The organism is Paucidesulfovibrio longus DSM 6739 (assembly GCF_000420485.1).
GTDB classification, from domain to species: Bacteria; Desulfobacterota; Desulfovibrionia; order Desulfovibrionales; family Desulfovibrionaceae; genus Paucidesulfovibrio; species Paucidesulfovibrio longus.
Genome location: NZ_ATVA01000015.1, coordinates 86,833 through 111,504, shown reverse-complemented (window position 1 = coordinate 111,504; position 24,672 = coordinate 86,833). Strand labels below are relative to the sequence as shown.

The window sequence follows — 24,672 nt, the reverse complement described above, 5'->3', positions numbered from 1 at the left end:
CGGCTTGGCTGCATGATATGCCCGGTCTGTTTCGGTGAAACTGGTCTCGTCGTGATCGTTGTCCTGCATTTTACATGGCGTGATTGTGCTCGTCAAAGCTTACGGCATTATGATTCGTCACAGTTGCAGTCTCGTCTTTGCTCGCGTGTGGAATTGATTTTGATAACTTTTTTGTAATTTTTAAGCATGGCATAGTGTCAATTCAAATCATAGAATTTCAAAATTGTAAAATTAGCGAAATGGGGAAAATTAAATACAGCGATATTTCAGGATGTTGGAGTGCATGAATGTGCGAAGGCGGTGGAACGAAGATTGCTAGGTCCACGTATGCCCAGAGAAATCGCAGGACTTCAGCTTACCGTGCTCTCCGCCATCTGCGAGATCATCGACAAGGCGCTCGATCTCGAGAGCGCTCTCGTCAATGTTCTTGGAATACTTTCAGAAACATTGAGCATGAAGCGCGCCACCGTGACGCTGTACGACCGGACAACCGGGAATCTCGCCATCAGCGCGTCCCACGGCCTGAGTTCCGAGGAGCGTCGGAGAGGGGTCTACCGGCTTGATGAAGGCGTGACCGGGCGGATCTTTCAGACGGCGGAGCCGTATTACGTGCCGGACATCACGAAAGAGCCACTGTTTTTGGACAAAACAAAGGCCCGAACCATAGAAAAGGATCGAGTCTCTTTTCTGGGAGTTCCCATTCTCGTCAATTCCCATCCCGTGGGCGTGCTCAACGTGGACCGCCTCTTCGGCGACGATGTGGACTGGCACGAGGACATCAGTTTCCTCACGGTCGTGGCCACGCTCATCGGCCAATTCATGAGCCTGAACCAGAAGGTGCTCGACCGGGAGGAGCGCCTGCGCCGCGAGAATCTTTCCCTGCGTTCGCAGATCAGCCGCGAGCGCAAAGGCCCCTACATCGTCGGGCACAGCCTGGCCATGCAGGACGTGGAGCGCCAGATGGGCCGCGTCGCCCCCACGCGGGCCACGGTGCTGCTGCTGGGCGAGTCCGGCGTGGGCAAGACGCTCATCGCCAAGATCATCCACGGGCTTTCGGACAGGAAGGATTTCCCCTTCGTCAAGGTCAACTGCGCGGCCATTCCGGAAAACCTCCTCGAATCCGAGCTGTTCGGGTACGAACGCGGCGCGTTTACAGGAGCGGCCGGGGCCAAGCCGGGGCGTTTCGAGGAAGCGCACCGGGGCAGCATCTTTCTGGACGAGATCGGGGAGCTGCCCCTGGGCATCCAGGCCAAGCTGCTGCGGGTCATCCAGGAGCGCGAGTTCGAGCGGCTCGGCTCCAACCGCACGCGGCAGGTGGACGTGCGCATCGTCGCGGCCACGAACAAGGATCTCGGCGCCATGGCCGAACTCGGCGATTTCCGCACGGACCTCTATTATCGCCTTTCCGTGTTTCCCATCCGCGTGCCGCCGCTGCGCGAGCGCATGGAGGACATCCCCGGACTCCTCAATCATTTCCTGGACAAGATGGAGCGGGAATACGGCCGCAGGTTGTCCCTCTCGCCCCAGGCTTTGGAACGCCTCTGCCGGTACGGCTGGCCCGGCAACGTGCGCGAGATGGAAAACCTCATCGAGCGCCTGGCGATCATGGCCGACGAGGAACGCATCGAGAGGGGAGCCGTGGAGAACTACCTTTCCGCCGAATCCGTTGCGCCCCTTCCGGATGCGCATGCCGGAAGCGACGCCTCCGCGCATGGCCCGTCCGTCCCACCGCGCGCCACCCTGGAGCAGACCGAGCGGCAGGAAGTGCTGGCCGCGTTGCGCCGCAACGGCTGGGTGCAGTACAAGGCCGCGCGCGACCTGGGACTGACCGCCCGCCAGATGGGCTACCGCGTCCGCAAGTTCGGGCTCGACGAGATGGTGGCGGCCGAGCGGGCCAGGGCCAGGAAGGACTGACGGATCCGGCGTTCGGACGCCGGACGGGGCGCAGGCCGGAACCGGTCTGGCGAAGCAGGAAACGGCGGCCCCGGATGGACCGCCGTTTTTGAATGAATACGGAGCGGGTTGCGGTCTATTTGTTGTCGGGAGTGGCGTAGGTGCGCACCGAGGATACGGAGGTCCAGTCGTAGTAGGTGTTCACGATTTCGCCGGATTTGTCCTCGGTGATGCGCACGAATTCGTCTCCCAGGAAAATGGTCGCCCCTTCATGCAGCGGTCCGTCGTTGACCTGCACGCGCAGCCCCTTGCGCAGCTTGCGCGAGAGGGTTCCGTGCACGGGCATGGAAGCGTATTCAAATACTTTTTCGAGGGTTTCCTTGCGCATGGGCAGACTCCTTGTCGGTTATGGTTTGGGGCCGCCGGAAACGTCAGCACGCTTCCGGCGGCCCTGAAACACGCTTGATCAGCCGCAGCCGCCGCCACCGCCGGAGCATCCGCAGGCCGCGGCCTTGCGCCGGGGCGTCTTCAGCGTTGCCGTGTCGCCGCCGGTGTAGACGGTCTCCAGGGCGTGCTGGATGAATCCGCCTGCCTCCACGGGGACGATGCCGCGCGCGGAGAGAATCTTGCGGGGCGTCTCGCCCAAGGCCGCGGTAAGCAGTGCGTTGCAGTCGCAGAGCAGGTCGGCCAGCGCTTCCCAGCGGGTCGGTCCGCACCCGGCGGGCGGAGTGGCGCGTTCTTCCACGAGTTCGTAGCTTCCGCCCTTGTCCGTCCAGATCTGGAGCGAGGTGGCCTCGCCGAGATGCTGGTTCACGAGCATGCCCTCGCGGGTGGCCACGGCGACATGCGGCCTGCGCGTGTTCAAGGCCGGGGCCAGCTTGGAGCAGGTCATCAGCAGTCCGGCGCACGAGCCGGAGAGATCCTTGTTCAGAAGGCCCACGGCGTCGGCGCGGCAGCGGCGGCAGTGGGTCATCTGCTCCACGTGCGCTCCGGCCTGGGCGCGCAGGGATTTGATCACGTCGCCCGGAGTCTCGGTCAGGTGTCCGAACGGGGTTCCCTCGTTGGGGTGCATGGGGATGAGGTTTTGCAGGTCCGCACCGAGCCGTTCCGCGACCTTGGCCACCTCGACCACATGCTCCTCGTTGACGCCGGGAATGACGATGGTGTTGACCTTGACGGCGAGACCGCGCGCCTTGAGTCCCGCGATGGCCTCAAGCTGGCGGGAGAGCAGCAGTTCGGCGGCGTCGCGGCCCCGGTAGACCACCTTGCCGTCCCGGACGAAGCCGTAGATCCGCGCGCCGATTTCCGGGTCCACCGCGTTCAGGGTCACGGTGGCGTGGCTCACGCCCAGCGAGGCCAGGTCGTCGAGATGGGCGGGCATGCCCAGACCGTTGGAAGACAGGCAGAAGAGCAGTTGCGGGTAATGCTCCTTGAGCAGCCGCATGGTTTCCAGCGTCTCCTCCGCGTTGGCCATGGGGTCGCCCGGTCCGGCGATGCCCGCCACGGTGATGCGCGGCTCGGCTTCCAGAACCTTGTGCATGTATTCCAGCGCCTGGTGCGGCCTCAGCACGGCGCTGGTCACGCCAGGACGCGACTCGTTCACGCAGTCGTACTTGCGGTTGCAGTAGTTGCACTTGATGTTGCACTTCGGGGCCACGGGCAGGTGGACCCTGCCGCAGGAGCCGGAGGAATTCTTGTTGAAGCAGGGGTGCCTGTCGGAAGCGATGCGTGGCGATGCGGACATGGATTCTTCCTCCTAAAGGTAGCCGTAGCCCACGGGGCTGTCGGACTGGTTCTTTTCCAGGACGGCGTTGACGATGCGGTCGAAGAGTTCCTGCGCGCCCTGGTAGCCGAGAATGCGCAGGCGCTGGCCCCCGAAGCGGTCGTGGATGGGGAAGCCCACGCGAACCAGGGGCACGTTCCATTTGCGCGCGGAGCGGTAGCCCTTGGAGTGGCCGACCACGAGGTCGGGCTCGAGCTGTTCGGCCAGCTCCGCTATTTCGTGGAAGTCCGCTCCTTCGCGCACCTCGGGCATCTTCAGCCCCAGCTCGTCGCAGGTTTTGCGGATGCTCGACGGCAGCCCGGTCTTTTCCGAGCCGGTGGCCGCGAGAACGACATGCACGCCGATTTCCGAAAGGAATTCCACGAGTCCGGCCACGAGATCCTCTTCGCCGTAGACGACGGCGCGCTTGCCGAAAATGTACTTGTGGCCGTCCACGAAGGCGTCCACGAGCCGGCCCCGGTCGCGTTCATGCCTGGGGTGCGGCTCTTTGCCGCTGATCTCTCCGAGGGCGGCGAAAAAGGCGTCGCTGCCGCGCAGGCCGATGGGCAGGGGGAGCTGGAAGCAGGGCACGCCGTGAGTTTTCTTCAAAAAGGTTCCGGCGGTGCGCCGACCCGGCAGGGAGTGTCCGAACTCGATGCTGGCCGCCGCTCCGGGCATGGCCTTGATGTCGGCGAGGGGCGTTCCTCCGCTGGGGATGCGCTCATAGTCCAGCAGTGCCGGACCGTCGAGCGTCTCTGAAACGTCCGGCAGGATGCAGGCCGCAAGACCGTGGTCGTCGCAGATGTCGCGCAGGTGGCGCGTGTCCGCCGGGGAAACCATGCCGGGGAAGAGGTTCAGGCCGCCGTGATGCGGAACGCTCTCTCCGGCCAACTGCTCGGCCACGGCCCGCACCGCCGCGTGAAATCCTTCCATGTGCGTGCCCGCAAAGCTCGGCGTGGACACGCTGACGATCTCCGGCAGGTCCAGGTCGCCGAACTCCTTGCGAAATTCTTCGACGATCATGGGAACGTCGTCGCCGATGGTTTCCGTCAGGCAGGTGGTGGCCACTCCCACGAGCTTGGCACCGTATTTCTGCATCACGTTCAGGATGCCCTTCTTGAGGTTGGGGCCGCCGCCGTAGACAGCGTGCTTTTCGCCCAGGGCCGAGGAGGCGATGTCCACGGGCTCCCGGAAATGGCTGATGATGTAGCGGCGCATGTAGGTGGCGCAGCCCTGGGAGCCGTGCAGGAAGGGGACGGCTCCCTCGATGCCCTTGAAGGCCATGCAGGCGCCGAGCGGCGTGCAGAGCTTGCAGGCGTTGGTCGTGGAAACGTAGGGAGTGGTGGTGCTCATGCTCCTGCCTCCTTGGGGGCGTTGCAGAGGGCCTTTGCGCGGCGAGGCACGAAGCGCCAGACCGGGCTCATGGCCGAAGCGTGGATTTCGCGGGCGAAGTTGAGCATGCCCACGAAACCTTCCAGGGCGATCTTGCGTTCATGGTTGTGGTCGCAGAAGCCCACGCCGAGCTTGAAGGCGATGGGGCGTTCCTTGACGCCGCCCACGAACACGTCCACGTCCTTTTCCTTGATGAAGGCCGAGAGTTCGAGCGGGTTGGCGTCGTCCACGATGATGGTGCCGGGATCGGTGATGGCGGCCAGTTCTTCGTAGTCCTCGCGGGTTCCGGTCTGGGAGCCCACGATGCAGACGCGCATGCCGAGGTGGCGGAAAGCCTTGATCAGCGAGAAGGCCTTGAACGCGCCGCCCACGTAGATGGCCGCGCGCTTGCCTTCCAGATCGGCCCGGAGCTTCTTCAGCTCCGGGAGCAGGTTGGCCAGCTCCTCCCGCACCAGCGCGCCCGTGCGCGCGACGATGTCGGGATCCTTGTCCGCGAAGTGGTCGGCCACGTCGTAGAGCGCCTGGGCCATGTCCTCGACGCCGAGGTAGGAGACGCGGAGGTAGGGAATGCCGTACTTTTCCTCCATCATCTTGGCGAGGTCGAGGGTCGCGCCGGAACACTGCACGAGATTCAGGGCCGCGCCGTGGCAGCGGCGGATGTCGTCCACCCGGCCGTCGCCCGTGACGTTGGCGATGACGCTGACGCCCATGCGTTCCAGATATTCGCGGATGATCCAGATTTCCCCGGCGAGGTTGAAGTCGCCGAAGATGTTCACGGACACGGGCGGTATCTCCGGATCGTCCTTGGTCCCGACCAGCTCGAACATGGCCTTGCAGGCCGCGAGGTAGCCTTCGCGCTTGTTGCCCTTGAATCCTTCGGACTGGACAGGGAGCACGGGGATGCCTTTCTTTTCGCTCATGGACTTGCACACGGCCTTGAGGTCGTCGCCGATGAGTCCCACGATGCAGGTGGAATAGACGAAGGCGGCCTTGGGCTGGTGGCGGTCGATGAGTTCGTCCAGGGCGGCTGTCAGTTTGGGTTCGCCGCCGAAGATGACGTCCTTTTCGCGCAGGTCCGTGGAAAAGGAGAGCCGATGCAGCTCCGGACCGCTGGAGAGCGCGCCCCGGATGTCCCAGGTATAGGCGGCGCAGCCGATGGGGCCGTGCACGAGGTGCAGGGCGTCGGCGATGGGGTAGAGCACCACGCGGGAGCCGCAGAACACGCAGGCCCGCTGGCTGACGGCGCCCGCAAGGGAGTCGCGGTTGCAGGCCAGTTCGAATGGCCCCTGCCCGGTGCGGTGGATCTGGTCCTTGCGTTCCTCGAAGATCGAAGTGGTCATGCGCGTTCTCCTTGGAGAGTCTCTTCGGAGGCCGGGTGCCTGCGAAGGCAGATGAGACTGGTGCGTCGCCAGCCGAGATGGTCGTAGAAATCCAGTCCGGCGGAGTTGTCGCGGTCGGCCAGGAGCTGAAGCCGGGTGGCTCCCCGTTCCAGCCCCCAGCGCTCCACGGCGCGCAGCAGCTCCCTGCCCAGTCCGAGTCCGCGGGCGTCTTCCCGGACCACCACGTCCTCCACCACGACGGAAGGACCGCCTTCGGAAGTGGAAATGACGATCTGGCCGGAACACATGCCCGCCACCTCGCCGTCGTGCAGCGCCGTGAGCACGCAGGCGCGCTCTTCCGCGAGCAGCAGGCCGAAAGCCTTGCGGGCGCGGGCCGCGTCGAAGGCGAAGTCCGCTTCGATGTCGAAGAGCGCGGCGAGCAGCCCGCAGAAGGCGTCGATGTCGCCGGGGCGTGCGGGGCGAACGCGCGGGCTTTGCGTGCGGGGCATGGCGGCGAGGCGTGCGGGCATGGGGAGCGTCCTTTAGGAGATCAGATAGTCGGCGGCGGGCTCGCCGTCTTCGATGCCGTCCAGGATGGCGTCGATGGCGGCTTCGCTGTCAACGCCCTTGAACCACCAGTTGTCCGGCTGGACCACCACGATGGGGCCGGATTCGCACTGCTTGAGGCAGCCCGTGGCCGTGATCTGGATGTCCAGGCCGCGGTCCAGGATTTCTTCTTCCATGTATTGGAGGAAGCCGTCGGTCTGCTTGTGGCAGATGCCCTTGGGGTCGCCGCCGGCGCGGAAGCTCTGACAGATGAGGATCAGTCTTTCGGGAATGGCCATGTTCATCTCCTTGTGTGTGCTGGTGGATGTCGCCGCTGGGCGGCGTGTTCTCGCGAAATGTCAGGCGCGCTTCTTGCCGCAGCCGGGCTTCTTGCCGCCGCCGAAGAGCAGGTCCACGGCGGAGTCGATGCCCGCGCCGTCCTCGGCGAGCAGCACCTTGAGCCCCTTGGCGGCCAGACTCTTGCGCGGGCTTTCCCCCGCGCCTGCCGCCAGCAGGGCGAAACAGTCGGGCAGAAGTTCCGCGACTTTTTCCCAGCGCGCGCTTCCGCTGCCGGGTTCGGGGGCAGTGCGCGTGCCGAGCAGGACGGGAAGGCCCTCCCGGCGTCCGTAGATGAGAAATTGCGGAGCCTGTCCCAGGTGCAGGTCCACCTCCATGCCGGAGGCGCTGCAGACGGCCACGTTGGGGCGCTCGGCGCTGGGCCGGGGCAGGATGGCCGAGGCCGGGGCGCTGTGCCCGTTCGGGGCTTCCAGGCTGGCGTCGCCGCATTCCTCGAAGGCCGTCATCAGCGGCAGGTGCCGGGCCGCGCGGTCGCGGACCATGGCCAGCAGCTCGCTGCCCGGCGGGCAGGGCGCTTCCGCGTCCGTTGCGCTCTCGTCCGGCGTCTCGGCCGGAGCCGGGCAGGGCAGGATGTTCATGATGGAGGCGCCCAGCGCCGCCGTGGTGCGGGCGATTTCCTCCACGTGTCCGGCGTTGAGCCCGGTGTAGACCGTGGTGTTGATCTTGACGGTGATTCCGGCGCGCACCAGGGCGAGCAGGAGCTGCCGCTGGGCGTCCACGAGCGCGGCGGCGGCGCGGGCAAGGGGCATGGTCCGCTGGCCGGGGCGAATCCAGGCGTAGAGCTTTTCGGCCACTTCCGGGCGCACCGCGTCCACGAGCAGGGTCGCATGGGAGAGGCGCAGCTCCTTGAGCTCGGCCGCCAGCGCTTCCAGATTCGGAGCCTTGTCGTCCGGACCTCGGCCGACCAGCCCGTTCGTGGTCAGGCAGAGGGAGAGGCCGGGAAATTTGGCGCGGGCGAGGCGCAGGGTTTCCAGCGTGGTTTCGGGGGTGGCCAGGGGTTCTCCGGGACCGGTGATGCCGACCATGCCCACGGGCTCACCGCAGGCCGCCACGTCTTCCAGCCAGGCCAGGGCCTCGCCGGGCAGGATGGCCGGAGCCGTTGCGGCGGGCCGCGGCGAACCGAAGCGCAGGCGCAGGTTGCTGCGCGGAGCCACGGGAAGGTGCACCCGGAGCACGGCTTCGCGCGGGGTCGGGCCGAAGCAGGGGTGGGCGGAATCGTGTGCGTCGAGGTGCATGGCGTCTCCAGTTCAGGTATGGGCGCGGCGGGGTTGAGGTGTGAAGCCCCGCCGCGCCGGGGGTATTACAGGACGAGTTCGAAGGTTTCTTCGGGATCGTCGCGGTCCTTCCTGTCGAGCAGCACGCCGAGGATCTTTTCCAGCAGGCGCAGGCCGCCCTTGTAGCCCACGGAGGGGAAGTACTGGTGCCCCACGCGGTCCAGGATCGGGAAGCCGAAGCGGACGAAGGGGATGTCCTCGTCGCGGGCGATGTACTTGCAGTAGGTGTTGCCCAGGAGCAGGTCCACGGGCTCGTTCTTGATCCACTGGTGCAGCAGGAACATGTCGCCCTTGGCCTTGACGTTGACCTCGCAGGGCAGCTCCTTGGTGATCTCCCTGATGCGGCGTTCAAAGGCCTTGCCCGGCGTGCCGGTGACGATGTGCACGGGCAGCATGTCGATGGAGACCAGGAACTCCGTCATGGCGATGAGCTGGTCCGGATCGCCCACCAGCGCGACCTTCTTGTGGTAGAAGTACTGGTGCATGTCCGAGATCAGGTCCACGAGCTGTCCGCGTTCCGTGTTGATCTCGTTCGGCACGGACACTCCCGCCACGGTGCGGAGCGCGTCGATGAAGCGGTCCGTGGCCTTGAGGCCGAAGGGCATGTCCAGCACCTTGCAGGGCACCTTGAACTGGGAGTCGAGCAGGCGCGCCGCGTCGGCGGAGCACCACTCGCCCAGGGCCAGCGTGCCGATGGCGTCGCCCGTGGCCTTGATTTCCTCGACCGTGGTGCCGCCTTCCGGGAACATCTTGTATTCGCCGGAGAGCGGGCCGTTGAGCACGCCGGAGGTGTCCGGCAGGAGGATGGAATCCACGCCCACGAGAGTGGCCAGGCGCTTGATCTCTTCCATGTCCGAAGGCTCGACCCAGCCCGGCAGGATGTTGACCTTGCCGTTCTTGTGGCCCGTGGATTCGGCAAGCTGGGCAACGGCGCTCTTGACCATGTTGGAGAAGCCGGTCACGTGGGAGCCGACGTAGGAAGGGGTGGATGCGCCGATGACGTGCTTGCCTGCGGGGATCTTGCCTTCCTTCTGCGCCTTGTCCCGAATCTGGTTCAGGTCGTCGCCGATGGTTTCGGAAAGGCAGGTGGTGTGCACGGCGATGATTTCGGGCTCATAGACCGTGAAGATGTTCTCGATGGCCTGCAACAGGTTGGCCTGGCCGCCGAACACGGACGCGCCTTCGGTGAAGGAGCTGGTGGCGGCGGAGACGGGCTCCTTGTAGTGCCGGGTCAGGGCGCTGCGGTGGTAGGCGCAGCAGCCCTGGGAGCCGTGGCTGTGCGGCAGGCAGCCGTGGATGCCGAGCGCGGCGTACATGGCCCCGATGGGCTGGCAGGTCTTGGCCGGGTTGATGGTCAAGGCGCTGCGCTCGGTGATTTCCTTGGGGGTATGTCTCAGTAAGGTCATGCTCTGTTCCTTTCAGTAGGTTCTTGCCCGGATCAGGGACGGACCGACTACTCCCAGACGTAGGTTGCCGAGAGTTCGGGGTTTTCCTGCCAGGGAGCCTTCATGTAGCTCCAGACCCTGCTGTTCACGAGACGGTCGATCTCCTTGTAGAAGTTGATCGCGCCGCTGAAGCCCGCGTAGGGTCCGCCGGAGTCGTAGCTGTGCAGCTGCTTCATGGGCACGCCGAGCTTCTGGATTGAGAACTTTTCCTTGATGCCCGCGCAGAAGATGTCGGGATGGAGCAGTTCCACGAGCTTTTCGGCCTCGTACTGGTTCAGGTCGTCGATGACGATGGTGCCCTTGTCCATTTCCGGGATCATGCCGTCGTAGTGCTTGAACTTGTATCCGGCGGCTTCCAGCTTCGCGATTTCCTCCGCGGGCTTGCGCGGGCTGTAGCGCTCGGGGTCGGCGTTGACCTCGATCTCTTCGATGTTGCGGCTGTCCGCGTCCACCTTGAGGTCGGGGATGACTTCGCGGCCTTCGTAGTCGTCGCGGTGGGCGAATTCATAGCCCGCGGAAAGGGTCTTCATGCCGATCTCGGCGAAGAGCTCCTGGTAGTGGTGGGCGCGGGAGCCGCCCACGAAGAGCATGGCGGTCTTGCCTTCGGTCCGGGTGCGCACGTCGTCGCGCACGGCGTCCACCAGGGGCATTTCCTCGGCGATGACCGCCTCGACCTTTTCGATCAGCTTCTTGTCGCCGAAGTACTGGGCGATCTTGCGCAGCGACTTGGCCGTGGCCTCGGCGCCGATGAAGTTGACCTTGATCCAGGGAATGCCGAACTTGGTTTCCAGCATGTCGGCCACGTAGTTGATGGAACGGTGGCACATGACGCAGTTCAGATCGGCGACGTGGGCGGAGGCGAACTGGTCGTAGGTGGAGTTGCCCGAGAAGGTGGCGATGTTGCTGATGCCGCACTTCTTGAGGATGCGGTCGATCTCGAAGCCGTCGCCGCCGATGTTGTACTCGCCGAGCAGGTTGATCTTGTACTCGCCGGGCTTGTCCGCGTCGTTTTCGCCGACAACGTGCTTGAAGATCTGGTTGTTGGCGATGTGGTGGCCGGCGGACTGGCTGACGCCCTTGTACCCTTCGCAGGAGAAGGCGAAGACGTTGCAGTCGCCGAACTTCTCCTTCATCTTCTTGGCCACGGCGTGGATGTCGTCGCCGATGAGCCCCACGGGACAGGTGGCGAAGATGGCGATGGCCTTGGGATGGAAGGTGTCGTAGGCCTCCTGGATGGCCTTTTCCAGCTTCTTTTCGCCGCCGAAGATGATGTCCTGGTCCTGCATGTCCGTGGAGAAGCAGTAGGGCATGTAGTTTTCCGCGCCCTCGGCCGTGGCGTCGGTCTGGTTGCGGCGGGTCAGCCAGGAGTAGAAACCGCAGCCGATGGGGCCGTGGGTGATGTTCACGATGTCGCGGGTGGGGCCGAGGATGACGCCCTTGCAGCCGGCGTAGGTGCAGCCGCGCATGGTGATGATGCCGGGAATGGTCCGGACGTTGGCCTGGATTTCCGGCGTCTCGTTTTCCTGAGCCTCGTTGATGAGTATCTGCTTGGCGCGCTTGCGGGCCACCTTGGGAGGATACTTGCTGAGCAGCTCCTCCTTGATCGCGGTGGGCTCCCACTTGACGAGCCGGTGCTTGGTCTTGGCCATTCTCGTTGCTCCGTGGGGTTAGGCGATGGACTTGGCACCGCGTTCGGCGGTGCGGACACGGACGGCGTCCGCAACGGGCAGGACGAAAATCTTGCCGTCGCCGGGCTTGCCCGTCCGGTTCACTTCGATGATGGTCTTGACCACGTCGTCCACCTCGTCGTCCGGCAGGACCACGGTGATCATTCTCTTGGGATAGAGCTTGCCCTTCTCGCCCAGCAGGGCGGCGGCCTCCTCGAATCCTTCCCCGGCGCCTTCGAGCACCTTGGGGTTGACGAAGCCCTTGCCGCGGCCCTGGCACTCGTGAGCGAAGAACGCGTCCACCCCGGCCTCGGTCAGGGCCTTCTTGGTGCGGTTCATCTTCTCCATGCGCACGACGGCGATCACTTCCTTCATGCCGTGGCCTCCTCTTCGGCGGACTCCTTGACGCCGGAGCTGATGGTGTAGACATCGCCGACGTCGCTGACGAAGATCTTGCCGTCGCCGAAAGCGCCCTTCTTGCCGGAGCGCGCAGCGTTCATGATCGTCTCGATGACGAAGTCCTTGTCCGCCGCCTTGACCACGCTCATGAGCATGGTCTTGGGGATCTCGTCGTAGGTGACCTCGCCGATCTTGATGCCGCGCTGCTTGCCGCGGCCCGCCACGGAATATTTGGTGACGGCCGGAAAACCTGCGTCCATGAGGGCCGCGAGAACGTCGTCCGCTCGTTCGGGCCGGACAATGGCCCTGACCATGATCATCATGAGTTTTCTCCTCGTGCTTGAATTGAAGCGTGCTGAACGGGATATGGAAACGGACCGGGCCTTAGGCGTTGAGCAGGCCGTAGTCGAGCAGGAGCTGCTCCAGGTCGTCGATTTCCAGGGGCTTGGGGATCACGAACATCTCGTTTTCGTCGATGGCCTTGGCCAGGCCGCGGTAGGCATCGGCCTGGGGCACTTCGCCGTTCCACTCGATGACCGTCTTGCGGTTGATCTCGGCGCGCTGCACGTCGTTGTCGCGCGGCACGAAGTAGATCATCTGGGTGCCGATCTTCTTGGCCAGCTCCTGGATCATCTCCTTCTCGTTGTCCACGTTTCGGGAGTTGCAGATCAGGCCGCCGAGGCGCACGCCGCCGGACTGGGCGTACTTCATGATGCCCTTGCAGATGTTGTTGGCCGCGTACATGGCCATCATCTCGCCGGAACAGACGATGTAGATCTCCTCGGCCTTGCCGTCGCGGATGGGCATGGCGAAGCCGCCGCAGACCACGTCGCCGAGAACGTCGTAGAAGGCGTAGTCGAGTCCCTCGGATTCCTCATACGCTCCCAGGGATTCGAGCATGTTGATGGAAGTGATGATGCCTCGGCCTGCGCAGCCCACGCCGGGTTCCGGTCCGCCGGACTCGACGCACCAGGTGCCGCCGTAGCCGGGCTTGCGGATGTCGGCCAGTTCCACGTCTTCGCCTTCCTCGCGCAGGGTGTCGAGAACGGACTTCTGGGCCAGTCCGCCGAGCAGCAGACGGGTGGAGTCGGCCTTGGGGTCGCAGCCCACGACCATGACTTTGCGTCCCATTTCCGCAAGACCCGCCACCGTGTTCTGGGTCGTGGTGGACTTGCCGATGCCGCCCTTTCCGTAAATGGCTACCTTTCGCATGAGTTACCTCCGGGTTGGTTTCGTTAGCTGGCATGGTAAGGGCAAAGGGCGTGCCAGTGGCGAATTTGTGCATTTAGCAAGTTGAAATACTTGGATTAAGCTGCTGGCCTGCTCCTCTCCGGAGCGGGCGGAAACCAAGGGCAGGCGACACTGGCTACAAGACCAAATCGTAGGAGACGACAAAAACGTAGCAGGGCTGGGCGGCTGGAGTTGCAGAAAAATATTCTGCGATCTTGGCGAGTTGACGAGGCGGACAAAGCTGGCATTCAAATTGCCACGGCAGAGGCAGGAATACCCCCCAACGAGGAGAAGACCCCTTGCTGATCGACACCACGCTTCGCGAAGGCGAGCAGCTCTACGGCGCCTATTATGATCCCCCTCTCAGGCGGCGGATTCTGCTTCACCTCGCGGAGGCGGGAGTGGAGGAGGCCGAGGCGGGCTGCGTGGGCCGCGACGGACTGGCCGATTTATTGGTCTGGGCCCGCGTTGCTCTGCCCGGTCTCCGGCTGGGGGTCTGGTCCCCTTGCCGCAAGGATTGCCTGGCCCGGGCCGCGCTGCTCGGCGCGCACGTCGTCAACGTGGGCGTGCCCGTATCGGATCTGCACCTGACCCGCCGCCTGGGCTGGACCCGCAGCCAGGCGCTGGCGCGCATTCGGCGGATCCTGGACGCCTCCGCGGAACTGGGCGTGCCGCAGGTGTCCTTGGGGCTGGAGGACGCCAGCCGGGCGGATGCGGGCTTTGTGGCGCAGGCGGCGCAAACCGCCGCGCGATATGGAGCCGCGCGGGTGCGGGTGTCCGATACCGTGGGGCACGCGGGGCCGCTGGAAACGGCGCGGCTCGTGGGCGCGGTGCGCCGGGCGCTGGATGCGGAGAAGGCGGGAGTTCGCCTCGCGGTGCACTGTCACGACGACTTCGGCATGGCTACGGCCAATGCTCTGGCCGCCCTGGACAGCGGGGCGGATCAGGCCGACGTGTCCTTGCTGGGCGTGGGCGAGCGGGCCGGGGTCGCTTCCACGGAGGAACTCGCCGCCTACCTCGCGCTCCGTCGCCGTGTGGCACGGTACGACGTGGCCGTGTTGCGGAGGGCCTGCGGGCTGATCTCCAGCGCGGCCCGGATCGAGGTGGCGCGGACCAAGGCCGTTGTGGGGCGGGATATTTTTCGGTGCGAGAGCGGGCTGCACGTGCACGGGCTGGGCAAGGACACGAGTCTTTTCGAGCCGTATCCGCCCGAAGCCGTGGGCGCGGAGCGCGAGCTGGCCCTGGGCGGCAAGAGCGGCAAGGGCGCGGTGCGCGCGCTGAGCAGGGAGCTGGGACTGGAACTGGACGAGTCTTCCCTGTCCGAGGCCACGGAGCGTATCCGCAAGGCCGCCTCGGCGCTGGGGCGGCCCCTGCGGCCTGAAGAGCTGCCAGGGGTGCTGGGACGCAAGCGCAAGATCATGTGATCGTTTTTTTCGCCGCCGGTGGCCTTTGAGGGATTGTCCCAGGTTCGTCAGTCCAGAAGCGCCTTGACTCGGCCCACCTGCCCGTCCTCCAGACGGACCTTGATGCCGTGCGGATGCGTCGGGGATTTGGTCAAGAGATCGCGGACGATTCCTTCCGTGAGCTTTCCGCTGCGCTGGTCCTGCTTGAGCACGATGGCCACGTGCAGTCCGGGCCGGATGTCCTTGCGTGCCGGGACGTTCATGCGCCTTCCTCCTCGGTTTGGTCGGTCCAGCCCGCCTCGTCCACGGTGTAGAGCCCGCCGTGGCCGGAGAATATCCGTGCGCTCGCGCCGTCCGTGCCCATGTCCCGGCGCAGGTCGAGCATCATCCGCCGCAGCAGGGCCATTTCCCGGCTGAACACGCGGCTGTCCGAGTTGGTGCTGGTCATCAGATATTTGGGGATGGAAAGGGTCTGCTTGTCCCGTTCCGAGAGGCTGGCCACGTCGATGAGGTAGTCCCCGCAGAAGAGCAGGGCCTGTTTCGGAACCAGGAAGAAGACCTGCCCGGCCACGTGGCCGCCCATGCTTTCCAGGACCAGGAAATCCAGGTCGCCCACGCGGAAACCGCCCATGGTCGGAAATCCGCCGAATTCGGCGGGCGCGCCGACCAGGGGAGTGAAGTGCGTGATCCGCGCCGGAGCACGCAGGTCCGTCAGCTTCGTGATCAGCCTGGTGAAGGAGACGTTCAGGGCCTGAAGACGGGTGCCCGTGTTGTGGGCGCGGTTGCCGTGGCGGAAGACCTCCTCGGCGTCCGGGTGCATGAAGACCCGCGCGCCGAACTCTTCCTGCAGAGGCGCGGCCCAGCCCGCGTGGTCCGCGTCCGGGTGCGTGACGTAGACCCGCCGGATGCGTGCCGGGTCGAAACCGTGCGCCGCGAGCCAGTCGCGGGCGTCCGGGTAGTAGAGGCCGTAGCCCGTGTCCACGAGCACGTCCTCGTCGCGGGTGCGCAGCAGGTAGCCGTTGGCCCCTGTGGGGCAGGCCAGCATGTAGAGGACCACCTCGCGGCTGAGGCGCAGGGGTCCGGTCAGGCGCATGGAGAAGCGCGGGCCGGTCTTGCCGATGGAAGCGGCGGCCAGGTGCAGGATGTTGCTGAAGACTTCGGACACGGCCATGGCTTCGGGATTTTCGCCGGATTCCCTGCGGAAGTCGAGCAAGGCGCGGCCCATCTCGTCCGAGGATTCCATGAGCGCCTTGAGCCTGTCCAATTTGTCCGGCGGCAGGATCGTCCGCAGCCGGAAAAGAAACTGCTCGATGGCCGAAAGGCCGATGACCCTGTCCATGGGGCCGCCGTCCGCCCCCTGCCACTGCACGTGGAAGTGCAGGCCGCTGCGGTTCAGCTCCGCCAGCAGGAGGGAAATCTGTTCGGGAGAGCCGGCCGCCAGGGCGATTTCCACGAGGCCCGGAGCCGCGTCCCCGTCGTAGGCCATGTGGATCACGTTGGCGTCGTGGTTGCGCAGCACCTCGGCCAGGTCCGCGAGGCTGCCGGGGCGGTCCTCCAGCGTCGCCTTGATCCCGAGCAGCCCGGCTTGGTCCATGATGGTCCGCACTTCGGGCAGGTTCGGATCGCCTTCCGGCTCCTTGTCGTCCGTGGGCAGCCTGTCCATGCGCTGCAACTGGTCCGCGAGCGCGCCGCATTCCGTGGCCGAGGCGCAATCGACCTCGATGCGGACGAGCCGGGGATTCTCGGAACGGTTGTAGAAGAAGCGCAGAATGTTGGCGTTGTTCGCGGCCAGAAAGGCGGCCAGATCGGCCAGCTCGCCGGGGCGGTCCAGCAGCCGGGGCCGGGCGGCCAGCCGCCAGCGTCCCGCAGGGGTGCGCGCGAGGCGCAGTTCCTGGTCCGCGTCCTGGATGGTTTCGGTGGTTTTGGCGGTGCTCATGCGATATTCTCCCTGCCGACTCGTGTCGAAAGTCCATGTAGGAGCTGCGCGTCCGGAAGTCAAAAGTTGCGGCGCAGAGACGTCCCGCAGGGCCGGGGAATGAAAAAGGGCTCAGGATTTGCTCCTAAGCCCTTGTCATTTCGGTGGTAGCGGGGAGAGGATTTGAACCTCTGACCTTCGGGTTATGAGCCCGACGAGCTACCGTACTGCTCCACCCCGCGTCACGTGAGAGGAGTGTATAGGCCCCGGTCGTGCGGATGTCAACCAATGATCCGAAAAATAACCCGGCGAGATTTCCGGAAGCGCATGTCGAAAACGAGTGATCCGAATTTTGGAGAGCAATCGCGACGGATTCGCGGGCGAGTGCCGGATTGCGGAGGTGCCGCGGGAAGCGCGGACGCAAAAAAGCCCGCAACCATTTCGGTTGCGGGCTTTTGAGTTCTTGGTAGCGGGGGCAGGATTTGAACCTACGACCTTCGGGTTATGAGCCCGACGAGCTACCGTACTGCTCCACCCCGCGTCACGTGAGAGGTGCGTATAGGCCTCCAGGCGTGCGTATGTCAAGCTTATGCGGCAATGTTTTTTCGAAACTCGAAAAAAGGCTTGTTGCTTTCGGCGCAAATCGCGCCCTTGTTTTCCGCACGCAGGTGCGCAGAGCCGGGAATCCTGGCGGCTCCGCGTTTCCTGACGGCGCGGCATCAGCCCGGCGCACGGAGCGACCCGAATCGGTTCTATTTACTTCCGCCGTGTTTTTCCTTATCCCCTCGGACATGTCAGCAACAAAAGCCATCTCTCTCGTGGTGCCCATATATAATGAAGAGGGCAACCTTGAGCGCCTCTTCGCCGAAATCCGGGCGGCCCTGGCCCCGCAGGAACTGGATTGGGAAGTGGTCTTCGTGGACGACGGCAGCTCCGATGCGAGCCTGGAAATCATCCGCGAACTCGCCGAGCGCCACAGCGAATTGCGATATCTCGCCTTTGCGCAAAACCAGGGCCAGTCCGCGGCCTTTTGCGCCGGGTTCGACGCGGCCCGGCACGACGTGGTCGTGACGCTGGACGCGGACCTGCAGAACGACCCGGCGGACATTCCGGCCATGCTCGCCAAGTATGCCGAAGGCTACGACATGATCATCGGCTGGCGCGCCAAGCGCAAGGACACCTGGGCCAAGCGCTGGGCCTCGCGCGTCGGCAACGCCATCCGCCGCCGCATCACCCGCGACACCGTGCGCGACACGGGCTGCTCGCTCAAGGTCATGCGCCGCGACATGCTCCTGCGGCTTCCGCGCTTCAAGAACATGCATCGTTACCTGCCTCCGCTGATGCTGGCCCAGGGCGCGCGCATCGAAGAGGTCAAGGTCAACCACCGTCCCCGGCACCAGGGCCAGTCCAAATACGGCACCTGGGACCGCGCCGTGGCCGGGGCCTACGATCTTTTCGGGGTGCGCTGGCTGCTCAAGCGGACCGTGCGCTATCAGGTCAAGGACAGCAACATCTGACGATGCTCCTTTCCCCGACCGGGCTCACTCCTCCGCCCTTTTGGTGGCTGCTGGCCCTGGCCTGTCTGGGGCAGGGAGCCTGGGGAGCGCGTCTGGCCGCGGTCCGCTTGCGGACCGGACGAGCCGCCCGCTCGGCCGGCGGAGTGTGGTTCTGGAGTTTCGCCGCCGGAGCGATCTGCGGATTGGTCTACGGCTGGGTTCAATACGACGCCGTCTTTGTGCTCGGCCAGGGATGCGCCCTGGCGCTGGGACTGCTTTGGCGACGGTCAGCGAACAAGGAAGAGAACGGATGAGCGAGAACAGCGCGGAGCGCGGCGGGCTCAAGGCGGCCCTCAAGGGTGCGGCGATGCTTGCGGGGCTGGGCGTCCTGGTCTGGCTGGCGCGCAGCACGGGAATGGCCGACAGGCTTCGCGACGCGGACTGGTTCAGCGAACATGTCCTCGGCAACGGGCCGCTTTCCGTCATCATCTATTTGGGCGTCGGCGCGCTGTTCACGGCGGCGGGGTTGCCCCGGCAGCTGGTCTGCTTCCTGGCGGGAGTGGCGTTCGGCGGGGTCTACGGCACGCTGCTCGGCACCCTGGCCAGCGGACTCGGCTGCCTGCTCTGCGCGGGGTACGCCCGCGTGCTCGGCCGCCAATCCGTAACCCGGCTGCTCGGCAAGCGCCTGGCCAAGGCGGACGCCTTCCTGCGCTACAGTCCCTTCCGCACGGCGCTGACCATCCGGCTGATCCCCGTGGGCAGCAACCTGCTGACGAACCTTGCGGCAGGGGTCAGCAGCATCCCGCTCGGACCGTTCGTGCTGGGTTCCACCCTGGGCTATCTGCCCCAGAGTCTGGTCTTCGCGCTGTTCGGCTCGGGCATGAACGCCGAGTCCCGTCTGGGCCTGATTCTTTCCGTGGGCACGAGCGTGGTGCTGCTCGCGGCTTCGGCCTGGCTCGGAATCTCCATCTACCGCAAATACAAGGCCGCCGCAGGCGAGATGCCCGGCGGCGAATCCGTCTGACGGCTATTCGTCCCGGCTGCGGCAATTCGCCTGCAAGCCGGGAAAGCGCTTCTCTCCCCATTCCTTCCAGGCCAGGCCGACAAGAACGGCAATGACCATCCCGAACAGCCAGCCCGCGAGCACGTCCGTCGGATAGTGCTTGCCGAGGTAGACTCTCGAATATCCCACCAGCAGAGGCAAGGCCAGGAGCGCGCCGCGCAGCGACGGACGCATCCTCGGCCAGAGCCGGAGCGCGAGCAGCGCGAGGCACATGGTGTTGGCCGCGTGGCCGGAGGGGTAGGACGTTCCGGCGGTTTTGGTGGGCTGGAAGTCCGGCGGCCGCCGCACCCAGGCTCCGTCCTCGTAGCAATAGGTTCCCGGCTGGCTGTTCAAGGGGCGCACGCGCTGCACCTGGCTTTTGACAGCCGAGGTGCTCATGTCCGTGATGCCCATGCCCAGCAGGAGCACGGCGAAGAGCACGAGCTGGCGTTTGCCGCAGCGGCGCACCGCGAGCAGCAGCGCGGGGACGAAGAGCGCGAAGAGCGCCGTTTTTGAGGAAAGCGTGATCATCAGCCAGTTCAGGACGGCGAAGTGGCCTTGCTGGTTGATGAGCCGGAAGAGCTGGAGATCGAATCCCGGAGTGTCGAAGTACATGGCGGGACCATATCCCGCTGCCGCGCCAGGGGCAAGATCGTTCAGCTGCGGGAGCCGCTCCGGTCCAGGCCGGGCAGGGCGGCCTGCGAAGCGGGCGGCTCGAATCGGCCGAGCAGCGAGGGCGACAGCGGGTCGTGGGCGGCCCGGTTGGCGCGGGAGCGCGCAACGTCGCGGGTGGCATAGCAATAGGCGCAGCCGAAGGTGCAGGAGTCGTACATGCCGATGTCGCGCGACGGAGCGCAAAGGCAGTGGGCGCGCTGGTGCGGGTCCGCGCGCGTGGGCAGGCCGAGCCCGAACAGCTCGTTGAGCAGGATGGGGTCCACGCAGGCTCCAGGGGGCGCGCCGAGTTCGGTCCAGTCCTCGGACTGGGCGCAGGTTTGCAGGCGCATGCCGTTCCGGGCGGCGATCGCGGCCAGCCGGGGCAGAAGCTCAGGCGCACTGGCTTGCGGGCGCTCTTCGACGTTCAGCCCTTGCCCGCGCAGCCCCCGCAGGCGGGGCCGCAATTTTTTGTAGATCTCCAGGAAGCTGACGATGCAGCGGCGCGTTTTTCCGCGCAGGGCCTCGGCCAGCCGGGCAAACGTCCGCGCATGCCAGTCTTCGGAGGTCGGATCGGAGATCACGATGGGGTCGTAGCGCCAGACCACGCGCTCCGGTCCTATGCGTTCCGCGAGTTCGCAAAAGGCTTCGATGCGTTTGCGCAGGGGCGGCTGCCGGGGTTCCAGCACGCGGGGCGAGTCGAGCAGGGTGATCAGAAACAGGGAGCGGGCGAGGCCGAGGGATTCCAGCTCGCCCAGGCGGGCGGTCAGCGGAGCGGGCCAGCGCGACCAGAAGATCAGGGCGTCCACGTCTTCCGGCCGCAGGGAAACGCGGGCCACCTGGCGCGGATTGAAGGGATTGGGCACGGCGCACCAGCCCGCGCGCGCCCGGTTGAGCAGCCAGGGCGCATACAGCGCGGGCAGGTCCGTGCGGCGGCTGGCGGAGATGATCATGCCCTGGCCGTGGCGGCTCAGTCCTCGCAGACGGTGACCAGCGGTTCGAAGCATTCCGTCGTGGAGAGGTAGCTTTGCAGCTCCCCGGTTTCCAGGTCGAAATACCAGCCGTGCAGGGTCAGGGTCTTGGCGTCCACGCGCTTCTTGATCCAGGGAAAGGTCAGCAGGTTGCGCAGGGAGACGAGCACCGAGGCCTGTTCGCAGACGCGTTCGCGCTCCGAGGGCTCGGCGCCCGCATAGGTGGTCATGGCCAGTTGCCTCGCAGGTTCCAGGATGCTGACCCAGTCGTCGATGAATTCGTCGTTGGGGCCGCAGCCGTCGAGCAGGGCCTTGATGCCGCCGCATTGGCGGTGGCCCAGCACGATGATGTGGTCCACCTTGAGGTGGCGCACCGCGTATTCGATGGCCGAGCTGACGCCGTGGTAGCCGCCGCCGGGCTGGTAGGGCGGCGCGATGTTGGCGATGTTGCGGATGATGAACAGCTCGCCCAGGTTGGAGTCCGTAAGCAGGGCGGGGTCCACCCGCGAATCGCAACAGGCGATCATCAACACCTTGGGGCTCTGGCCCTGGCTGAGCTGCTCCAGGAGCGCCCCGCCGTTGCAGAGGCACTCCTTCTGAAAGCGCTTGAATCCGGTCAGGAACTTGGTGATGTCGTGCATGGCTTCTTTGGGTTGGCGCGGCCTGAAGTGGGCGCGTGCCGGTTGAATACCTTCTGTATTTCCGGAAGGCAAGACATGGCGGCTGGTCCCGCGCTTGCCTTTGCCGCGTTCGCCTGTCAATGTGTCCGCCTATGAAACAAGCCCGTATCGCGGTAATGATGCCGCGTTTTTCCCGTTACGGCGGCGCGGAAGGCTTCGGATACCGTCTGGCCGAGGCCTTGGGGCGTGCCGGACATGCCGTCGACTTCATCTGCGCGCGCGCCGAGGTGGAACCGCCCGCAGGGGTGCGTCCCGTGGTCGTGGGCCGGTTCGGGCCGTTCAAGTGGCTCAAGGTGGTCTGGTTCGCCCTGGCTGCCGAGCGTGCCCGCAAGCAGGGGCGCTACGACCTTGCCGTGGGCCTGGGCAAGACCTTGCGGCAGGACGTTTTTCGTCAGGGCGGCGGTCCGCTGCCCGTTTTCTGGGCGCTTTCAGGACGCGCCTGGCCCGCCGGGCCGCAGCGGGCCTTCAAGGCGCTGCGCCGCCGACTCAGTCTCGCCAATTGGGCGGGCTGGTGGATCGAGCGCGTCCAGGCCCGGACCACGCCCGTGCTCGTGGCCAATTCCGAGCTGACCCGGCAGTGGATGCTGGAGGCTCACCCCTTCCTGCGGGCAGAGCAGCTTCCGGTGATCTACAATCGTCCGGATTTGGATCGTTTTTCTCCTCCGGACGCGGAGAGGCGGCTGGCTTTGCGCCGGGAGGCCGGGGTCGGGCCGGATCAGGTGCTGCTGCTCACGGCCGGAACCAATTTCATGCTCAAGGGAGTGCGGACCCTGCTCGAGGCCCTGGCCCTGCTTCCGGAACGCTACGTTTTGCATGTGGCCGGAGGGCGCGGAGCCGGGCGCTGGGTCAAACTCGCGAGGAAGCTCGGCGTGGAGGGGCGCGTCCGCTTCCTGGGGCGCGTGGAGGACATGCCCTCCTTCTACGCCACGGGCGATCTCTTCGTGCTGCCCACGTTTTACGATGCCTGTTCCAACGCGATCATGGAAGCCCTGGCTTCGGGACTGCGCGTCATTTCCAGCGCCTGCAACGGCAGCGCGGCATTTTTGCCGCCGGAGAACGTGCTCGACGATCCGGCGGATTCCAAGGCCCTGGCCCATCTCGCCGCGCGGGTGGCGAACGGTCCCGCTCCCGGCGAATTCGTCTGGCCGGATCGGGCGCAAAGCGGCATGGACGCCTGGGTGGCGCTGGTCAACGATCTTCTGGAAAGGAAAGCGCATGACGAACGATGAGTTCAAGCGGCACCTGAACGAGATTCCCTTTCATGTGCTGCTGGGGCTGCGCGTGGAAGAAATCCGCGAGGGCTACGCCCGGCTGAGGCTGCCCTTTCGCCCGGAATTCATCGGCGACGCCCGGCGTCCGGCCCTGCACGGCGGGTTGCTCTCCACCCTGGTGGACACCTGCGGCGGGATCGCCGTCTGGGCTTCGGGCGAGCCCGGCGACCGGGTGGCCACCATCGACCTGCGCGTGGACTACCTGCGCCCGGCGCCGCCCGGCGATCTTCTGGCCGAGGCCTGCGTCCGGTTGATGGGCAACCGGGTGGGCAACGCCTCCGTGACGGTCTTCGCCGCGGACGATCCGGAAACGCCCCTGGTGGAAGGCCGGGGGGTCTACAACGTGCGCAGGGGCGAGCGGACCTGAGCCCGGCGGGCGATCACTTCTTGCGGGCGTCGGCCTTGAGCTGGACGGCGATCCAGTCCGCCGCCTCCATGAGGTCGCTGGAGGCGAAATCCGGACGGCAGGCGGCCAGGGATTCCGCGCCGTAGCCGGTGGAAACCAGCACGCTGCGCGCTCCGAGACGCGTTCCGAGGTCCACGTCGCAGGGCTTGTCGCCGATGACGAAGGTCTTTTCCGGCGGCAATCCCAAATCCTTGCAGGCCTGCCAGCCCATGCCGGGCGACGGTTTGCGGCACTCGCAGGCTTCGTCCGGCCCGTGCGGGCAGAAATACACCGCGTCCAGCTCCACGCCTTCCGCAGCCAGCAGCTCGGCCAGCCGGGCGTTGCAGCGCGCCACGTCTTCCGGGGTGAAAAAGCCCCTTCCCACGCCGGACTGGTTGCTGACCACGGCCAGCTTGCAGCCCAGGCTCTTGAGCCGGAGCAGCCCCTGGGCCGCGCCGGGCAGCAGCTCCACCTCGTCCGGGTCGGACAGATAATTTTTTTCCTTGATCAGGGTGCCGTCGCGGTCGAGCAGAATCAATGCGCTCATGGCCTGCACTCCAGCGCGCGCCGGAAGTAGGCGATGGTTTCCTTGAGCCCGTCTTCCAGCAGCACGCCCGGTTCCCAGCCGATCCTGGACTTGGCCAGGCCGATGTCGGGGCAGCGGCGGGTGGGATCGTTCTCCGGCAGGGGGCGCAGTTCGATGCGCGAGGTCGAGCCGGTAAGGCGGACAATGCGCTCGGCTATTTCCAGGATGCTCGATTCCACGGGATTGCCGAGGTTCATGGGGCCGGGGAAGTCTTCTTCCATGTCCATGAAGGCGCGCAGCCCCCGCACGAGATCGTCCACGTAGCAGAACGAGCGGGTCTGGGAGCCGTCGCCATAGACGGTGATAGGCTCGTTACGCAGGGCCTGGACGATGAAGTTGGAGACCACGCGTCCGTCGTTCACGGCCATGCGCGGACCGTAGGTGTTGAAGATGCGCGCCACGCGGATGCGCAGGCCGTGCTGGCGGCGATAGTCGAAAAAGAGCGTTTCCGCGCAGCGCTTGCCCTCGTCGTAGCAGGCGCGCGGGCCGATGGGGTTGACGTTGCCCCAGTAGTCTTCGGTCTGGGGATGCACGCCGGGGTCGCCGTAGACTTCCGAGGTGGAGGCCAGCAGGATCTTGGCCTTGATGCGCTTGGCCAGCCCGAGCATGTTGATGGAGCCGTGCACCGAGGTCTTGGTGGTCTGCACCGGATCGTGCTGGTAGTGGATCGGCGAGGCCGGGCAGGCCATGCTGTAGATTTCGTCGACCTCCACATAGAGCGGGAAGGTCACGTCGTGACGCAGCAGCTCGAAACGCGGATTGTCCATCAAATGCAGGATGTTTCCCTTGCCGCCCGTGTAATAGTTGTCCACGCAGAGAACTTCGTGGCCTTCGGCGAGCAGGGATTCGCAGAGGTGGGAGCCGAGAAAGCCGGCTCCGCCGGTGACGAGAACGCGTTTGCGGCAGTGCATGGATACTCCGTTGGGCAAATTGTCGCTTTCATTGTCTGGATACGACCTCTTGGTGCATTAATCAAGAATTGCGGCCC

At 65.5% G+C, this 24,672-nt stretch carries 26 protein-coding genes and 2 tRNA genes; 7 read left to right on the top strand and 21 right to left on the bottom strand.

Features of this window, described 5'->3' with window-relative positions; genetic code table 11:
• Positions 1-327: 327 nt before the first annotated feature.
• Entirely contained in the window at positions 328-1,914 is a 1,587-nt protein-coding gene (gene nifA, locus G452_RS0111620; RefSeq protein ID WP_022662431.1) for a nif-specific transcriptional activator NifA, read from the top strand.
• 115 nt (positions 1,915-2,029) lie between these two features.
• Here nifA and G452_RS0111615 read toward each other — a convergent pair whose 3' ends face one another.
• The 12 genes from G452_RS0111615 to nifH all read right to left on the bottom strand — a co-directional run bounded on the left by G452_RS0111615 (position 2,030) and on the right by nifH (position 13,266).
• Positions 2,030-2,281, bottom strand: coding sequence for a hypothetical protein (locus tag G452_RS0111615; RefSeq protein ID WP_022662430.1), 252 nt, complete (start codon positions 2,279-2,281; stop codon positions 2,030-2,032).
• Between the two features lie 78 nt (positions 2,282-2,359).
• Positions 2,360-3,637, bottom strand: coding sequence for a radical SAM protein (locus G452_RS0111610; protein WP_022662429.1), 1,278 nt, complete (start codon positions 3,635-3,637; stop codon positions 2,360-2,362).
• A 12-nt stretch (positions 3,638-3,649) separates the two neighbouring features.
• Positions 3,650-5,008, bottom strand: a complete 1,359-nt coding sequence (locus G452_RS0111605; RefSeq protein WP_022662428.1) for a nitrogenase component 1 — start codon at positions 5,006-5,008, stop codon at positions 3,650-3,652.
• Positions 5,005-6,387 carry a nitrogenase iron-molybdenum cofactor biosynthesis protein NifE gene (gene nifE, locus G452_RS0111600; protein ID WP_022662427.1) on the bottom strand — a complete coding sequence of 461 codons (1,383 nt, stop codon included), beginning with the start codon at positions 6,385-6,387 and terminating at the stop codon, positions 5,005-5,007. The genes G452_RS0111605 and nifE overlap by 4 nt, the downstream gene beginning before the upstream one ends.
• Positions 6,384-6,896, bottom strand: a complete 513-nt coding sequence (locus G452_RS19260) for a GNAT family N-acetyltransferase (RefSeq protein ID WP_022662426.1) — start codon at positions 6,894-6,896, stop codon at positions 6,384-6,386. The genes nifE and G452_RS19260 overlap by 4 nt, the downstream gene beginning before the upstream one ends.
• Before the next feature lie 12 nt (positions 6,897-6,908).
• Positions 6,909-7,211 (bottom strand): (2Fe-2S) ferredoxin domain-containing protein, encoded by a 303-nt coding sequence (locus tag G452_RS0111590; RefSeq protein WP_027189215.1) that lies wholly within the window; start codon positions 7,209-7,211, stop codon positions 6,909-6,911.
• A 60-nt stretch (positions 7,212-7,271) separates the two neighbouring features.
• Positions 7,272-8,504, bottom strand: coding sequence for a NifB/NifX family molybdenum-iron cluster-binding protein (locus G452_RS0111585; protein WP_022662424.1), 1,233 nt, complete (start codon positions 8,502-8,504; stop codon positions 7,272-7,274).
• Between the two features lie 65 nt (positions 8,505-8,569).
• Positions 8,570-9,949 carry a nitrogenase molybdenum-iron protein subunit beta gene (gene nifK / locus G452_RS0111580; protein WP_022662423.1) on the bottom strand — a complete coding sequence of 460 codons (1,380 nt, stop codon included), beginning with the start codon at positions 9,947-9,949 and terminating at the stop codon, positions 8,570-8,572.
• A 47-nt stretch (positions 9,950-9,996) separates the two neighbouring features.
• Positions 9,997-11,637 carry a nitrogenase molybdenum-iron protein alpha chain gene (gene nifD / locus G452_RS0111575; protein ID WP_022662422.1) on the bottom strand — a complete coding sequence of 547 codons (1,641 nt, stop codon included), beginning with the start codon at positions 11,635-11,637 and terminating at the stop codon, positions 9,997-9,999.
• An 18-nt stretch (positions 11,638-11,655) separates the two neighbouring features.
• Positions 11,656-12,030 (bottom strand): P-II family nitrogen regulator, encoded by a 375-nt coding sequence (locus tag G452_RS0111570; protein WP_022662421.1) that lies wholly within the window; start codon positions 12,028-12,030, stop codon positions 11,656-11,658.
• Positions 12,027-12,377 (bottom strand): P-II family nitrogen regulator, encoded by a 351-nt coding sequence (locus tag G452_RS0111565; RefSeq protein WP_022662420.1) that lies wholly within the window; start codon positions 12,375-12,377, stop codon positions 12,027-12,029. Before G452_RS0111565 ends, G452_RS0111570 begins: the two co-directional genes overlap by 4 nt.
• Positions 12,378-12,438: 61 nt before the next feature.
• Positions 12,439-13,266, bottom strand: coding sequence for a nitrogenase iron protein (gene nifH, locus G452_RS0111560; RefSeq protein WP_022662419.1), 828 nt, complete (start codon positions 13,264-13,266; stop codon positions 12,439-12,441).
• Positions 13,267-13,583: 317 nt separating this feature from the next.
• Between nifH and G452_RS0111555 the strand changes: the two genes are divergently transcribed.
• Positions 13,584-14,708, top strand: coding sequence for a LeuA family protein (locus G452_RS0111555; protein WP_022662418.1), 1,125 nt, complete (start codon positions 13,584-13,586; stop codon positions 14,706-14,708).
• Between the two features lie 47 nt (positions 14,709-14,755).
• On the opposite strand, the gene G452_RS0111550 is transcribed toward G452_RS0111555, so the two are convergent.
• From G452_RS0111550 to G452_RS0111535, 4 genes are all read right to left on the bottom strand, one after another.
• Positions 14,756-14,950 (bottom strand): YwbE family protein, encoded by a 195-nt coding sequence (locus tag G452_RS0111550; protein WP_022662417.1) that lies wholly within the window; start codon positions 14,948-14,950, stop codon positions 14,756-14,758.
• The gene (locus G452_RS19255) at positions 14,947-16,623 is read right to left on the bottom strand and encodes an MBL fold metallo-hydrolase (RefSeq protein ID WP_022662416.1); all 1,677 of its coding nucleotides are present in this window, start codon (positions 16,621-16,623) and stop codon (positions 14,947-14,949) included. The genes G452_RS0111550 and G452_RS19255 overlap by 4 nt, the downstream gene beginning before the upstream one ends.
• A 144-nt stretch (positions 16,624-16,767) precedes the next feature.
• Positions 16,768-16,844 (bottom strand) — tRNA-Met (locus G452_RS0111540).
• A 222-nt stretch (positions 16,845-17,066) separates the two neighbouring features.
• Positions 17,067-17,143 (bottom strand) — tRNA-Met (locus G452_RS0111535).
• 250 nt (positions 17,144-17,393) lie between these two features.
• Between G452_RS0111535 and G452_RS0111530 the strand changes: the two genes are divergently transcribed.
• From G452_RS0111530 to G452_RS19245, 3 genes are read left to right on the top strand one after another with little or no spacing between them, the layout of a single operon-like run.
• Complete coding sequence (locus G452_RS0111530; RefSeq protein ID WP_027189214.1) at positions 17,394-18,119, top strand: glycosyltransferase family 2 protein; 726 nt, start codon at positions 17,394-17,396, stop codon at positions 18,117-18,119.
• A 2-nt stretch (positions 18,120-18,121) separates the two neighbouring features.
• A complete protein-coding gene (locus tag G452_RS19250) occupies positions 18,122-18,412 on the top strand; it encodes a lipid-A-disaccharide synthase N-terminal domain-containing protein (RefSeq protein ID WP_022662414.1) in 291 nt (96 codons plus the stop codon).
• Positions 18,409-19,122 carry a TVP38/TMEM64 family protein gene (locus G452_RS19245; RefSeq protein WP_022662413.1) on the top strand — a complete coding sequence of 238 codons (714 nt, stop codon included), beginning with the start codon at positions 18,409-18,411 and terminating at the stop codon, positions 19,120-19,122. Before G452_RS19250 ends, G452_RS19245 begins: the two co-directional genes overlap by 4 nt.
• A gap of 3 nt (positions 19,123-19,125) precedes the next feature.
• Here G452_RS19245 and G452_RS0111515 read toward each other — a convergent pair whose 3' ends face one another.
• Genes G452_RS0111515 through G452_RS0111505 form a run of 3 tightly spaced genes read right to left on the bottom strand, consistent with a single transcriptional unit; the run spans position 19,126 to position 21,403 of the window.
• A complete protein-coding gene (locus G452_RS0111515) occupies positions 19,126-19,755 on the bottom strand; it encodes a phosphatase PAP2 family protein (protein ID WP_022662412.1) in 630 nt (209 codons plus the stop codon).
• 41 nt (positions 19,756-19,796) lie between these two features.
• The gene (locus G452_RS19240) at positions 19,797-20,798 is read right to left on the bottom strand and encodes a DUF1848 domain-containing protein (protein ID WP_235619615.1); all 1,002 of its coding nucleotides are present in this window, start codon (positions 20,796-20,798) and stop codon (positions 19,797-19,799) included.
• The gene (locus G452_RS0111505; protein WP_022662410.1) at positions 20,762-21,403 is read right to left on the bottom strand and encodes a carbonic anhydrase; all 642 of its coding nucleotides are present in this window, start codon (positions 21,401-21,403) and stop codon (positions 20,762-20,764) included. The genes G452_RS19240 and G452_RS0111505 overlap by 37 nt, the downstream gene beginning before the upstream one ends.
• A gap of 131 nt (positions 21,404-21,534) precedes the next feature.
• On the opposite strand from G452_RS0111505, the gene G452_RS0111500 reads away from it, so the two are divergent.
• Both G452_RS0111500 and G452_RS0111495 read left to right on the top strand, forming a co-directional pair.
• Positions 21,535-22,671, top strand: coding sequence for a glycosyltransferase family 4 protein (locus G452_RS0111500; RefSeq protein ID WP_022662409.1), 1,137 nt, complete (start codon positions 21,535-21,537; stop codon positions 22,669-22,671).
• Positions 22,658-23,080 (top strand): PaaI family thioesterase, encoded by a 423-nt coding sequence (locus tag G452_RS0111495; protein WP_022662408.1) that lies wholly within the window; start codon positions 22,658-22,660, stop codon positions 23,078-23,080. The genes G452_RS0111500 and G452_RS0111495 overlap by 14 nt, the downstream gene beginning before the upstream one ends.
• 13 nt (positions 23,081-23,093) lie before the next feature.
• On the opposite strand, the gene G452_RS0111490 is transcribed toward G452_RS0111495, so the two are convergent.
• Both G452_RS0111490 and G452_RS0111485 read right to left on the bottom strand, forming a co-directional pair.
• On the bottom strand, positions 23,094-23,645 hold the full coding sequence (locus G452_RS0111490) for a D-glycero-alpha-D-manno-heptose-1,7-bisphosphate 7-phosphatase (RefSeq protein WP_027189213.1): 552 nt from the start codon (positions 23,643-23,645) through the stop codon (positions 23,094-23,096).
• Complete coding sequence (locus tag G452_RS0111485) at positions 23,642-24,595, bottom strand: UDP-glucuronic acid decarboxylase family protein (RefSeq protein ID WP_022662406.1); 954 nt, start codon at positions 24,593-24,595, stop codon at positions 23,642-23,644. The genes G452_RS0111490 and G452_RS0111485 overlap by 4 nt, the downstream gene beginning before the upstream one ends.
• Between the last annotated feature and the right edge of the window lie 77 nt (positions 24,596-24,672).